Raw genomic sequence first — 12,260 nt, 5'->3', positions numbered from 1 at the left:
AGGACAGATACCGTCCTAGAAGGGGAACTGGCTGCGACCGTGCTGGATGGAGATCCACTTCTGGGTGGTGAAGGCCTCGATCATCGCGTCGCCGTTGAGCCGCCCGATGCCCGAGTGCTTCTCCCCGCCGAAGGGGACGATCGGCTCGTCGTGCACGGTGCCGTCGTTGATGTGGATCATGCCGGTGTGGATGCGCTTGGCGACCCGCACGCCCCGCTCCACGTCGGCGGTGTGGACCGCGCCGCTGAGCCCGTACGGGGTGTCGTTGGCGATCCGCACGGCCTCGTCCTCGCCGTCGAAGGGGAGGATCAGGGCGACCGGGCCGAAGATCTCCTGGGAGAGGACGGGGGAGCCGACGGGGATGCCGGTCAGCACCGAAGGGGAGACGACATTGCCCTCCACCCCGCCGCGCAGCAGCGCGGTGGCGCCCGCGGCGACGGCCTGCTCGACGACGCCGTCGACCGACTCCGCCTGCTGGGAGTTGATGAGCGGGCCGATGTGGGTGGCGGGGTCGGCCGGGTCGCCGACCCGGAGGGTCTTCACCTTCGCCACGAACTTCTCGGTGAACTCCTCCTCCACCCGCCGGTCGACCAGGACGCGGTTGGCGGCCATGCAGACCTGGCCCTGGTGGACGAAGCGGCTGAAGACGGCGGCGTCGACGGCGTAGTCGAGGTCGGCGTCGTCGAGGACGATCAGGGCGCTGTTGCCGCCGAGTTCGAGGACGGCGTGCTTGAAGTGCTGGGCGCAGACCGTGGCGACGTGGCGGCCGACCTTGTCGGAGCCGGTGAAGGAGATGACCTTCGGGACCGGGTGGGTGAGGAGCGCGTCGCCGATCTCGGCGATGTCGGTGACGACGACGTTGAGCAGCCCGGCCGGGAGGCCCGCCTCCTCCAGGACGCTCGCGACCAGGGTGCCGCCGCAGATCGGCGTGTTCTGGTGCGGCTTGAGGACGACGGCGTTGCCGAGCGCGAGCGCGGGGGCGACCGACTTGAGGGAGAGGAGGAAGGGGAAGTTGAAGGGGGAGATGACGCCGACGACGCCGACGGGGAGGCGGTAGACGCGGTTCTCCTTGCCGTCGACCGGGGACGGCAGGATGCGGCCCTCGGGGCGCAGCGCCAGCTGGACCGCCTCGCGCAGGAACTCCTTGGCGAGGTGCAGCTCGAAGGCGGCCTTGAGGCGGGTGCCGCCGAGCTCGGCGACGATCGTCGCGGCTATCTCGTCCTCGCGGTCCTCGACGATCCGCAGGGCCCGCTCGAAGACCTGGCGGCGGGCGTAGGGATTGGTCTCGGCCCAGGCGGTCTGCGCGCGCTCGGCGGCCCGGTAGGCGCGGTCCACCTCCTCGACGGTGGCCACCGTGATCGAGGCGAGCTTCTCCCCGGTGTACGGGTTGAAGTCGATGATGTCCCAGGAGCCGCTGCCCGGCTTCCACTCGCCGTCGATGAACTGGTGGGCCAGGTCGGTGAAGTGCGACATGGACGGTGAACCCCTCTGCCGGCTGCCGGTCACCCGGGCGCGCGCGGGCGCCCGGCCGCCGGGGCTACTGATGCGCCGTCATCGTACTGATGTCTCAGGAGAGTTGGAGGAGGCCCCGGAGAAGATCACGGCTTTCGGCCGGATCGGGACTGTCCTTCGCCAGCTTCTCCATCACCGTGGCGTACTGGGCGACCTCCTCGCGCTTGTCGAGGTAGAGGGCGCCGGTGAGCTGCTCCAGGTAGACGACGTCGGAGAGGTCGGACTCGGGGAAGCTGAGCATGGTGAAGGCGCCGCTCTCGCCGGCGTGCCCGCCGAAGCTGAAGGGCATCACCTGGAGCGTGACACCGGGGTTCTCCGAGACCTCGATGAGGTGCTTCAACTGCCCGCGCATGACGGCCCGATCGCCGTACGGGCGGCGGAGCGCGGCCTCGTCGAGGACGACGTGGAAGTGCGGGGCGCGCTCGGAGACGAGGACCTTCTGGCGTTCGAGGCGGAGGGCGATGCGGCGGTCGATCTCGGCCCGCGAGGCGTCGGGCATGCCCCGGGAGACGACCGCGTGGGCGTACTCCTCGGTCTGCAACAGGCCGTGCACGAACTGCACTTCGTAGACGCGGATGAGGGAGGCGGCCGCTTCGAGGCCGATGTAGGTCTGGAACCAGCCCGGCAGGACGTCCCCGAAGCTGTGCCACCAGCCGGTGAGGTTGGCCTCGCGGGCGAGACCCAGGAGCGCGCCGCGCTCGGTCTCCTCGGTGACCCCGTAGAGAGTGAGCAGATCCTCTATGTCCCTGGCCTTGAAGCTCACCCTTCCCAACTCCATGCGGCTGATCTTGGATTCGGAGGCGCGGATCGAGTAGCCGGCTGCCTCGCGGGTGATGCCCCTCGATTCGCGCAGGCGCCTCAGCTGGGAGCCCAGCAGAATCCGTCGGACGACGCTCCCGCCCGCTCCGTTCATTTCGCCTGCGGTCACGGCTCCAGCCTTCCCTTCACGGTGACGAGCCCCCGTTCGAGCCCCGGATTCTGCCATCAAACGCTTCAGCGCGTACACATCCGATTACGGAAGGGGAGGCACAGGGGTGAGATCCGGACGGAAGGCGGCGCGCCCGTGTCAAGAAGATTTCCACAGATTCGCCACAGGCTCGGACAGGTCCGGCACCCGTACCGCGCGTGCACGTGCATCTGCCCTTGCATCCCGTGGACGCTTTCGGAACCATGGACCCGCGCAGCCGCGTACTCGTTCGCGTTGTCGTGTTGTCGCAATGTTTCGCACTGCTTGCACCGTTGTCGCACCGCCACCGCGATTCCCGGGAGTGCCTCGCATGGGGACGAATGGATCGACCGTGCTCGAGCCTTTACGGCAGGGTCTCCCGCCGATCGATCCCGGCGCCGTCTCCACCTCGGCCTCCTGCGCCCTTCCCGCGCGGTACGAAGCCGTGCGCGGCGCACGGAAGTTCACCAGCGCGACGCTGGACAGCTGGGACCTCGCCGACCGCTTCGACGACGTGGCCCTCGTGGTCTCCGAACTCGTCACCAACGCCCTGCGGCACGCCGTCCCCGACGGCCCCGAGGACCCGCAGGCGCCGCAGGTGCGGCTGCACCTGATGCGCTGGGCGTCCCGTCTGGTGTGCGCGGTGCGCGACCCCAGCCGGCAGAGCCCGGAGGCGCGCGAGGGCGAGGAGGACTTCTCGGCCGAGTCGGGCCGGGGCCTGTTCCTCGTGGAGTCGTTCAGCGACAGCTGGGGCTGGCACCCGCTCGCCGGGACCCTCCAGGGCAAGGTGGTGTGGGCGCTGTTCCGGGTCGGACCGGAGGAGTAGGACGCGCGTGAGCACGGAGAAGGGCCCCGGCGGGTGACCGCCGGGGCCCTTCCGTATGTGTCAGGTGGGGGCCGTCGGGTCAGACGAGGTGGTCGAACTCCCCGTCCTTGACACCCAGCAGGAGCGCCTCGATCTCGGCCGGCGTGTAGACGAGCGCCGGGCCGTCGGGGTGGCGGGAATTGCGCACGGCAACGTTTCCCCCCGGCAGTTTGGCGAACTCCACGCAGGAGCCCTGGGAGTTGCTGTGCCTGCTCTTCTGCCAGACGACGCCTCGCAGCTCCGTCGCCGCCATGCCGTTGTACGCGTGGTGCGCGTGGTGCACTGGTAGCTCCCCGAGTTGCTTGGTACAGGTGTCAACTTCCCCGGATCATAGCTGCGTTCATATGCGCATGCATGAGCAGATGCACGTGCACGGGGCGTGGCGTAGCCGCTACGCCACTCCGCGTGCGGCGGCGGGGAGTCCCCCGCGATCTTCCCACCCGGGGGGACGGGAACGCGGGGGAGGTGGTTCCCGGGGGGTGGTTCTCGGGGGGTGGTTCTCGGGGGGTGTCGGGGTGGGGTTCCTCGGGGGCGGGCGTCGGTGCGGGCGCGGGCGCGGGAAGGGCGGGCGACGGTTCGGGAAGGGCCGGCGCCGGTTCGGGCGTGGGTGCGGGAAGGCGGGCGTCGGGTCGGGCCGTTCAGGCGTCGGTGAGGGCCGCCGACAGGTCGTCCAGGGCGGCCAGGAGCAGTCGGGCCGCCTTGCGCAGCAGGGGGTCGGTGACCTCGGTCTCCCAGGCGGTGACGGTCGCGCGGAGGTCGTCCCAGGCGGGGGCCTTCCGTTCGCGGACCGCCTTCGCGCCGCGTTCGGTCGCCTCGCCCAGCGCCTCCGCGAGGCCCGCGGCGGCGGGCAGGGGCGGGGCGCCGTGCTCGGGGAGGTGGGCCTCCAGGAGCATGGCGGCCCGGCCGAACTCGACGATCGCGTGGCCCGCGCCCTCGGCGGCCGCGTGGGGGAGGCCCCGGTGCCGCACCGGTTCGTGGGTGGCCCGGGCCAGCGCGTCCTGCCAGGCCACGCGCGCGGCGCGGGCCGACAGCAGGGCCTCGCGGACGTCCGGGCTGCCGGGCCCCGCCGGGTCGGCGTACCGGGCGGCGACGGCGGCGGCGTACCGCCCGGTCGCGGTCAGCCAGTCGGCGAGCCTGCCGCGCAGCCGGGGCGTCTCCCAGGCGGGGTAGACCGCGTAGGAGAGCATCGCGAGGAGGCCGCCGAGGAGGGTGAGCAGGACCCGCTCCCGTACGGTCTGGGTCACCCCCGAGCCCTCCATGCCGAGCAGGAAGACGACGTACGCGGCGACGCAGACCTGGCTGACCGCGTACCCCGTCCGCATCAGCAGGTACATGCCGAAGGCGCAGAGGACGGCGAGGCCGGCGGAGAGGTACGTCCCCGGGTGCGCGGTCTGCACGACGGCGGAGGCGAGCCCGACGCCGACGAGCGTGCCGCCGAAGCGGGCCACCGAGCGGGAGTACGTCTGCGAGAAGTCCGGCCGCATCACCATCACGGAGGTCATCGGCGCCCAGTATCCGTGCCCGAACGGCAGCACCAGGCCCAGGAGGTAACCGGCGGCGGTGACCGCGGAGACGCGCAGCGCGTGCCGCAGGACCGCCGAGCCCGGCCGCGCTTCGGCCCGCATCCTCGCGACGAGGAGCGGCAGGAGCCGCGGGAGGGTGGGGCGGGCGCGCGGAGCGGACGGGTCCGCGGGGCCGTCGCCGGTCTCCGTGCGGGGTTCGACCGTCTCGACGACGTCGCCGAGGAGGGCGGCGAGGCGGAGCGCGGCGCGGTGGGAACGCTCGGAGAGGATCGTGCCGGTGTCCGGGGTGCGGAGGGCGGCGACGGCGGCCGGGGGCAGCCGGACCGGCGCGCCGTGCCGGATGGCGCGCGCTGCGGCGTCGAGGACCTCGGCGGCCGCGGCGAGCAGTTCGCGCACCCGGTCGCGCTGCGGCCCCTCGGCGGGGGCGCCGACGGCGGGGTCCGCGAGCGAGGCGAGGACGGGCCGGATCCGTTCGGCGAGCCGGCGGGGCCCGTGGAGTTCGGCGGGCCGGCGGCGGGCCTGCCGCGGGGTGACGGCGGCGGCGCTGCGGGCGGTCATCAGCGGGACCGGGTCGAAAGGGGCGACCGGGTCGTGGCGGAGCCGGCGGGCGTAGTCGGCCTCCGCGGCGAGCGCGTCGGCGAGCGCGTCGCGCTGGGCGCCCCAGGGCCGGACGGGCAGCAGCACGACCAGCGCGGCCTGCACGACCCCGCCGGCGAAGATCATGACGGCGTGGCCCGCGGCGGTGGCCACGGAGGTGGGCAGGGTGACCGTGACCAGCATGATCGCCACGTTGGAGGAGGCGATGATGCCGGCGGTGGGCCCGGCGGCCCAGGCGAGACCGGAGAGGAAGGTCCACAGGATCAGCAGGGCGAGGAAGAGGACCGTGTGCGTCCCCGTCAGGTACCCCAGGAAGGTGGAGACCGCGAGGCTGGCGCCGGAGGCGAGCGCGAGGGTGGGCCGGGGCCGCCACGAACGCTGGAAGGTGGCGATGGCCGCCTGGAACGCGCCGAACGCGGAGGACGCGGCGACGGCCGGCCCGAAGACGGCCAGCGAGAAGCCGACCACGAGCGCGAGCCCGAGCGCCCCGCGGGCCGCGACCACGGGAGCGAGCCGCCGCCGCTCGACGGCGAGCCCGGAACGGGCGGTCTCCCTCAGCGCCCGGAGCCAGCTCATGCTCCGAGGGTAGCGACGATCACCACATATGGGCGGCAACCGGGCATTTCGGCTGAGGGTTCGGCCGATGGGGCCCGGGGCTGCGGCGGGGGCTGTTTCGGGGCGTTCTGCCCGGGGGCTTGCCCGGCGCTGGCCCCGGCGCTGGCCCCGGGGGGTAGCGCGGTGGCCGGCGCCGGTCGTCAGCCCCGGTCGAGTCGGGTGCGGCCCGGGGTCAGGGTCGCGGACTCGGCGGCGGTGGCGCCGTGGTTCCAGCCGTCCTCGTCCCACATCGCGCGGACCCGGGCGGCCCGCGTCTCCGGGAAGAGCTCGTCGGTGCGGGCCGTCACCGCGACCTCGCGGGAGGCGAGGACCGGGAGGAGGGTCGGGGCCTCGGCGGCGACCCGCCGGGAGGTCGCCTCCAGCCGGGCGCCGAGCCGGTTCGCGTACGCGAGCAGGAAGGACTGCCGGAAGGACTTGGTGCGCTTGCGGCCGCCCTTGCGCTGCTCGGCCTCCGCGCGGGTCATCGCGGCCGTCCCCTGCACGAGCAGCGAGGTGTACAGCAGCTCGACGGGGTCGAGGTCCGCCTCGAAGCCGACGACGGTCGAGAAGCCGTACGCCTCGTTCCACACCGCCCGGCAGTGGTTGGCGCTCGCCACCGCGTCCAGCAGGATCGCCTTCGCCTGCTCGTAGGGCGGCTCCACGCCCACTCGGATCGCTCCCGGCGTCTGCGGCGACGGCGCGCCGGCGGCGAGCCCGGCCTCGTCGAGGCTGTGGCGGGCCATCAGCTCCTGCGCCTTCGCCGTCAGCGCCTCGGCCTCCTCCGGATAGCCGGTGGCCTCCGCCTTGGCGAGCAGCGCCCGGATCCGGGTGAGCATCCGCGGCTCGCCGACGGCCGCCGGGGGCAGCGCCTCGCCGGGTACGGGTCCCACCGCGTCGAGCCGGGGCAGCCGGACGAGGAGGCGGTACAGCTCCAGGACGGCGGTCGCGTACGAGAAGCGGTCGGCGGGCCCCGCCCCCTCCCCCGCCGCGTCGGCCAGCGCGTCGAGCTGCTCGCGCCAGCGCCGGGGCAGCGTCGCGTACCGCGCGGTCTCGGCCACCACCAGGCCGCCGAGCAGCCGCAGATGCTCCTCCGCCAGCTCGCGGCGGACGGTCCGCGCCAGGTCGGCGGGCTGCCAGCCGCGCTCCCACAGCGACCGCACGAACTCCTCGCCGCGCCGCGCGAGCCCCGCGTCGGCCCCCGGATCGGCCGCGAGCAGGGAGGCCGCGGTGTCGAGCGAACGGTCGTCCCCCGCGTGCAGCGCCTCCCGCAACGCCCGCTCGACGGTGGACACCGCGGATCCGGTGGAGTCCGTGGAACCCGTGGAACCCGTGGAACCCGAGGGCCTTCTGGACCCCGTGGAGTCCCGTGCCTCGTCCCGCATGACCGTGCCCTCTCCGTCCCCCGCTCCGACTTCCTCCTTCGATGGTCTCAGGGCGGCGGGACGCGTCCGACGCGGGCCAGAGCCAGAGCCAGAGCCGGGGCCCGGGCCCCGGCGGGGTGAGCCCGGCCGGACGCCGGGACGCCTGGCCTGGAGGCGGAGTGGGCCTGGCCGGGGTGCCCGGGGCCTTGGGCGGGTGCGCTGGGCCGGACGCCGGGATGCCTGGCCCGGAGGCGGAGCAGGCCTGGCCGGGGCGCCCGGCCCTGGGCGGATGCGCTGGGCCGGACGCTTGGATGCCCGGGGCCTTGGGCGGATGCGCTGGGCCGGACGCCGGGATGCCCGGTCCCGGGCGGGCAGCCCCTCGTCCTACGGTGCGACCCGGCTACCGGGCAGGCGGTCTCCTGGCCCCAGGTCGGGGCACCGCCACCCCGCGGGGTGGACCTGCACCCCCCGGGGTGGACCTGGCCGTAGTCCTGGGACACCCGCCGGGCAGGGTGGGCGTGGCCGTACTCCCGGGGGCCGCCCACCGAGTGGGGGCGAGCCTGGCCCGCTCCAAGGGCGCCCGCCGCCCAGCGGGGGTAGGTCTGGCCCTACCCCCGGGACGCCCGGCAGACGGCGTGACCCGGAAGGGGGCGGAACGGTTCGCTGGAGCCATGACCAGGACCCTTTCTCCTTCCGCCCCCGCCCCCGCCGGCACCGTCGCCGTCGCCGTGCGGCTCAGGGGGCTCGTCCGGCGCCACGGGGACGTCCGGGCCCTCGACGGCGTCGACCTCGACGCCGACGCCGGCACGTTCACGGCCGTCATGGGCCCCTCCGGTTCCGGGAAGTCCACCCTGCTGCGCTGCGCCGCCGGACTCGACCGCCCGGACGCGGGGCGCGTCGAGGTGGCGGGCACGGCCCTGGAGGGCCTCGGCGAGCGGCGGCTGACGCTGCTGCGGCGGGACCGGATCGGCTTCGTCTTCCAGTCGTTCAACCTGCTGCCGACGCTGACGGCCGCGCAGAACGTGGCCCTGCCGCTGCGGCTCGCGGGCCGCCGCCCGGCGCGCGGCGAGGTCCGGGCGGCGCTCGCCCGGGTCGGGCTCGCGGGGCGCGAGCGGCACCGGCCCGCCGAGCTCTCCGGCGGCCAGTGCCAGCGGGTCGCCATCGCCCGCGCCCTGATCACGCGCCCCTCGGTCCTCTTCGCCGACGAACCGACCGGCGCGCTCGACTCCACGACCGGTGCCGAGGTGATGGACCTGCTCAGGGCCCTCGTCGACGAGGAGGGCGGGACGCTGGTCATGGTGACCCACGACCCGCTCGCCGCCGCCCGCGCGGACCGCGTCGTCTTCCTCGTCGACGGCCGCCTCGCGGACGAGCTGGCCGCACCGACGGCCCACGAGGTCTCGGCCCGCCTCGCGGCCCTGCGCCCCGCGGGTACGCCCGGCGCACCCGGCACGCCCGGACTCCCCGGACTCCCCGGACTCCCCGGAGCAACGGCGGCGACGGCGGGGGCGACGGGAGCGCCAGCAAGGGCCGGTACGACCGAGACGCCGACAGGAGCCGGCGCGACCGGAGCGCCGGCAGCGGCAGGTACGACCGGGGCGGCGGGTGTGCCGTGCTGAGCCTCGTCGTCGGTGGGCTGCGGGCCCGGTGGGCGTCCCTCATGGGCGGGTTCCTGGCGCTCGCGCTCGGGGTGGGGATGCTGACGGCGACCGGACTCGGGCTCGCCGCCGCGCTGGACCCACCGCCGCGCGCCCCCGAACGGTTCGCGTCCTCGCCCGTCGTCGTCCTCGGGCAGGACCGGCTGACCGTGGAGGTCCGGCGCGGCCCCGGGACCGCCCTGGTCTCCCGGCCGCTCGACCGTCCACAGCCTGTGGACACCGCGGTGCTCCGCGACCTCCGCGCACGCTGGACGCTCACCGGCGCGGAGACGGGCGCCCCGGACGCCGTCGGGCTCGACGCGCCCGTCGCGGAGGTCGGCGCGGTCGTCGGCGACCGCGCGCAGGTGCTCACCGGCACCGACCGCCGCCGTGCCGACCCCGGCCACGAGGACGACGCCAGGGAACTCACCGGCCTCAACGCCCTGCTCGGCACCACCGGCGGCGTCGCCGCCTTCGTCTCCGTCTTCGTCGTCGCCTCCGTCTTCGCCTTCTCCGTAGCCCTGCGCCGCCGCGAGTTCGGCCTGCTCCGCACGGCCGGAGCCACCCCCGCGCAGGTCCGCCGACTGCTGCTCGCCGAGGCCGCGGTGCTCGGCGTCACCGCGTCCGCGGCCGGCTGCGCGCTCGGCGCCCTCGCCGCGCCGCCGATGGCGCGGGCACTGGTGGCCAGGGAGCTGGCGCCCGCGTGGTTCGCCGACGCGGCGGCCGGGAGCGCCGGATGGCCGTACCACGCGGCCTTCTGGACGGGGCTCGGCGTCGCGCTCGCCGGCGCGGCCGCCGCCGCCCACCGGGCCGGGCGGACCGGACCCACGGCCGTCCTGCGCGAGGCGGACGTGGACCGGGACGTCCTGCCGCCCGGCCGGGCGCTGCTGGGCGCCGGGCTGCTCGCCGCCGGGCTCGGCCTGCTGCTGTGGACGTACGGCACGGAGCCCGAGGCGCTGCTGAAGCGGAAGACGTACACGACCCTGCCGATGCTCCTGATCGGCGGCGCGGCCCTGCTCGCCCCGCTCCTCGTACGCCCCGTGGCCCGGCTGCTGCCGGTCCCCGGCGGTGGGGCCGTCGGGCTCCTGGTCCGGGCGAACGCCGCCGCCGCCGTGCGCCGCACCTCCGCCGTCGCCGCGCCCGTCCTGGTGACGGTGGCCCTGGCCGGCACGCTCTTCGGCGCCTCGGAGAGCGTGGCGCGGGCGAAGGAGACGGAGGCGCGGGAACGGACCGCAGCCTCGTACGCGGCCGAGGCCGGCCCGACCTCCCTCTTCGTACGGGACGGGGCCGAGGCGGTCGTGAAGTACCGGGCCCGCGCGGTCGCCGACCCGGCGGGCTTCGCTGAACTGGCGCGGCTCCCGGTGGTCGCGGGCGACCTGGCCGACCTGGACGACCGGTCGATCGTCGTCAACGAGGAGTTCGAACGGCGGCGGGTCGGCGAGGACGTGGAGGTGTGGCGGGCGGACGGCAGCGGGCCCGTACGGCTCCGGGTGGCGGCGGTCCTGGCACGCGGCACGGGCGACAACGGCCCCTACGTGACCCGCGCGCAGGCTCCCGGCGCCACGCCGGACCGCCTGGGACCGGGAGCGGAGCCCCGGCCCGTGAACCAGGCGGCCCGGACCGGTCTCCGTCTCCTCCTCGGCATCACCCTCCTGTACACGGTGATCGCCCTGGCGAGCACCCTGCTCATGGCCACCTCCGTACGCGGCACGGAACTGGCCGCACTCCGGCTGGCCGGCGCCACCCGCGCGCAGGCCATGCGGGCGGTGACGGGCGAGGCGCTGCTCGCCGTGGCCGTCGGCACGGCCCTCGGCCTGGCGGTGACGGCCGCGGTCCTGGGGGCCCTGGGCGCGGCGCTCGCCACCCTCTCGGCGCCGGTGACCCTGGCCCTGCCGTGGGCCGAGACGGGAGCGGCGGCCGCCGTCTGCGCCGCCGTGGCCGTCGCCGCCTCGGCCCTCCCCGCGTGGCGCCTCGCCCGCTGACCCGCGAAGGTGGAACAGGGCGGTGGCCGGGGTCGGAGCCGGGCCACCGCCCCACCCCGCCACCGGCAGCCCCCGCCGCACCCCCGCCTGGGCGCGGACCCCAGCGGGGCGACACCCACCGACGCCCGGCCCTGGCCGGAGGCTCTTTCGCCGCCATGGGGGCGGGTCCAGCAAGGGCAACGCCCTCGTAGCCCGCTCGGCCCCCCTCAACGGCGCGGTGGGCGCGGCCTGTTACGGGAGGAGGACCAGCTTCCCCCGGGTGTGGCCGGATTCGCTGAGTTCCTGGGCCCGCGCCGCCTCCTTCAGCGGCAGCGTCTCCGCGTGGCGCAGCCGCAGCGTGCCCGCCACGACCCCCTCCGCCTGCGCCCGCAGCCACCCCCGCACCCGCCCGAAGTCCTCCTCGGGCACGCTGAAGAGGACCCCGTGCTCCTCCGCGTCCGTCGCCGCGATCGTCACGACCCGCTCCTTCCCCGCCAGCTCGATGGCGAGCGGCAGTACCCCGTACCCCGCCGCGTCGAACACCGCGTCGACACCCCCGGGCGCCGCCGCCCGCACCCGCTCGGCGAGGCCGTCGCCGTACTCGACGGGAATCGCGCCGAGCCCCCGCAGGTGGTCGTGGTTCGCCGGGGACGCCGAGCCGACGACCGTGACGCCCGCGGCGACCGCCAGCTGGACGGCGATGGTGCCGACGATGCCGGCCGCGCCGTGCAGGAACAGCGTCTCCCCCGCCCGTACCCGGAGCTGCTCCAGGACCCGCGCCGCGGTCTCGCCGGCGACCGGCAGGCCCACCGTCGCCTCGAAGGACAGCCCGTCCGGCTTCGGCAGCACCTCCTCGGCGCCGGCGAGGGCGTACTGCGCGTACCCGCCGCTCCTCGCAAAGCCGAACACCTCGTCGCCGACGACGAGTCGGGTGACGCCCTCGCCGACCGCGTCGACCGTGCCGGCCACCTCGATCCCGGCCACGGCCGGGAACGTCGTCGGGTGGAAGGCCGCCATCAGACCGCTGCGCGTCTTCCAGTCGACCGGGTTGACGCCCGCCGTCGCGACCCGCAGCCGCACCTCGCCGGGCCCCGGCTCCGGCACGGAGACGCCGGTCTCGTACCGCAGCACCTCGGGTCCGCCGAACTCCTCGAACACGATCGCGTCCATCGTCGCCGTCGCCATGTCGCCCTCTCTGTCGGCGCGTTCACATGTCCGCGCCCGCTTCCCCATGTCTCTGTATCTCGATGCGTCGATGACTCGG

9 protein-coding genes are annotated in these 12,260 nt (G+C 75.3%); 3 read left to right on the top strand and 6 right to left on the bottom strand.

The features are described 5' to 3' along the window. Positions 1-15 precede the first annotated feature (15 nt). Both ACFZCF_RS13755 and ACFZCF_RS13750 read right to left on the bottom strand, forming a co-directional pair. Positions 16-1,473, bottom strand: a complete 1,458-nt coding sequence (locus ACFZCF_RS13755; RefSeq protein WP_388443264.1) for an aldehyde dehydrogenase family protein — start codon at positions 1,471-1,473, stop codon at positions 16-18. 94 nt (positions 1,474-1,567) lie between these two features. Beyond that, on the bottom strand, positions 1,568-2,440 hold the full coding sequence (locus tag ACFZCF_RS13750; protein ID WP_388443261.1) for a helix-turn-helix domain-containing protein: 873 nt from the start codon (positions 2,438-2,440) through the stop codon (positions 1,568-1,570). Positions 2,441-2,789: 349 nt separating this feature from the next. Between ACFZCF_RS13750 and ACFZCF_RS13745 the strand changes: the two genes are divergently transcribed. Further along, a complete protein-coding gene (locus ACFZCF_RS13745; protein WP_189944534.1) occupies positions 2,790-3,284 on the top strand; it encodes an ATP-binding protein in 495 nt (164 codons plus the stop codon). Between the two features lie 79 nt (positions 3,285-3,363). Here ACFZCF_RS13745 and ACFZCF_RS13740 read toward each other — a convergent pair whose 3' ends face one another. The 3 genes from ACFZCF_RS13740 to ACFZCF_RS13730 all read right to left on the bottom strand — a co-directional run bounded on the left by ACFZCF_RS13740 (position 3,364) and on the right by ACFZCF_RS13730 (position 7,329). Then, positions 3,364-3,576 (bottom strand): DUF397 domain-containing protein, encoded by a 213-nt coding sequence (locus ACFZCF_RS13740; protein WP_030219358.1) that lies wholly within the window; start codon positions 3,574-3,576, stop codon positions 3,364-3,366. A gap of 385 nt (positions 3,577-3,961) precedes the next feature. After that, positions 3,962-6,019 (bottom strand): FUSC family protein, encoded by a 2,058-nt coding sequence (locus ACFZCF_RS13735; protein WP_391286630.1) that lies wholly within the window; start codon positions 6,017-6,019, stop codon positions 3,962-3,964. 179 nt (positions 6,020-6,198) lie between these two features. Further along, positions 6,199-7,329, bottom strand: coding sequence for a DUF2786 domain-containing protein (locus ACFZCF_RS13730; RefSeq protein WP_388443255.1), 1,131 nt, complete (start codon positions 7,327-7,329; stop codon positions 6,199-6,201). 740 nt (positions 7,330-8,069) lie between these two features. Between ACFZCF_RS13730 and ACFZCF_RS13725 the strand changes: the two genes are divergently transcribed. Both ACFZCF_RS13725 and ACFZCF_RS13720 read left to right on the top strand, forming a co-directional pair. Next, on the top strand, positions 8,070-9,017 hold the full coding sequence (locus ACFZCF_RS13725; RefSeq protein ID WP_391286629.1) for an ATP-binding cassette domain-containing protein: 948 nt from the start codon (positions 8,070-8,072) through the stop codon (positions 9,015-9,017). Continuing rightward, positions 9,011-11,017 (top strand): FtsX-like permease family protein, encoded by a 2,007-nt coding sequence (locus ACFZCF_RS13720; protein ID WP_391286628.1) that lies wholly within the window; start codon positions 9,011-9,013, stop codon positions 11,015-11,017. Before ACFZCF_RS13725 ends, ACFZCF_RS13720 begins: the two co-directional genes overlap by 7 nt. 231 nt (positions 11,018-11,248) lie before the next feature. Here ACFZCF_RS13720 and ACFZCF_RS13715 read toward each other — a convergent pair whose 3' ends face one another. Beyond that, positions 11,249-12,166 (bottom strand): alcohol dehydrogenase catalytic domain-containing protein, encoded by a 918-nt coding sequence (locus tag ACFZCF_RS13715; protein ID WP_391286681.1) that lies wholly within the window; start codon positions 12,164-12,166, stop codon positions 11,249-11,251. Positions 12,167-12,260: the final 94 nt, after the last annotated feature.

Origin of the sequence: Streptomyces sp. NPDC007945 (genome assembly GCF_042958885.1) — a bacterium.
Taxonomy (GTDB): Bacteria; Actinomycetota; Actinomycetes; order Streptomycetales; family Streptomycetaceae; genus Streptomyces.
This window is presented reverse-complemented; position numbering and strand designations above follow the sequence as displayed.

Bases quoted from the DNA above. Each gene is read 5' to 3' on its own strand.
- ACFZCF_RS13755 (WP_388443264.1), bottom strand. From the start codon at position 1,473: ATGTCGCACTTCACCGACCTGGCCCACCAGTTCATCGACGGCGAGTGG.
- ACFZCF_RS13735 (WP_391286630.1), bottom strand. From the start codon at position 6,019: ATGAGCTGGCTCCGGGCGCTGAGGGAGACCGCCCGTTCCGGGCTCGCC.
- ACFZCF_RS13725 (WP_391286629.1), top strand. From the start codon at position 8,070: ATGACCAGGACCCTTTCTCCTTCCGCCCCCGCCCCCGCCGGCACCGTC.
- ACFZCF_RS13745 (WP_189944534.1), top strand. From the start codon at position 2,790: ATGGGGACGAATGGATCGACCGTGCTCGAGCCTTTACGGCAGGGTCTC.
- ACFZCF_RS13740 (WP_030219358.1), bottom strand. From the start codon at position 3,576: ATGGCGGCGACGGAGCTGCGAGGCGTCGTCTGGCAGAAGAGCAGGCAC.
- ACFZCF_RS13715 (WP_391286681.1), bottom strand. From the start codon at position 12,166: ATGGACGCGATCGTGTTCGAGGAGTTCGGCGGACCCGAGGTGCTGCGG.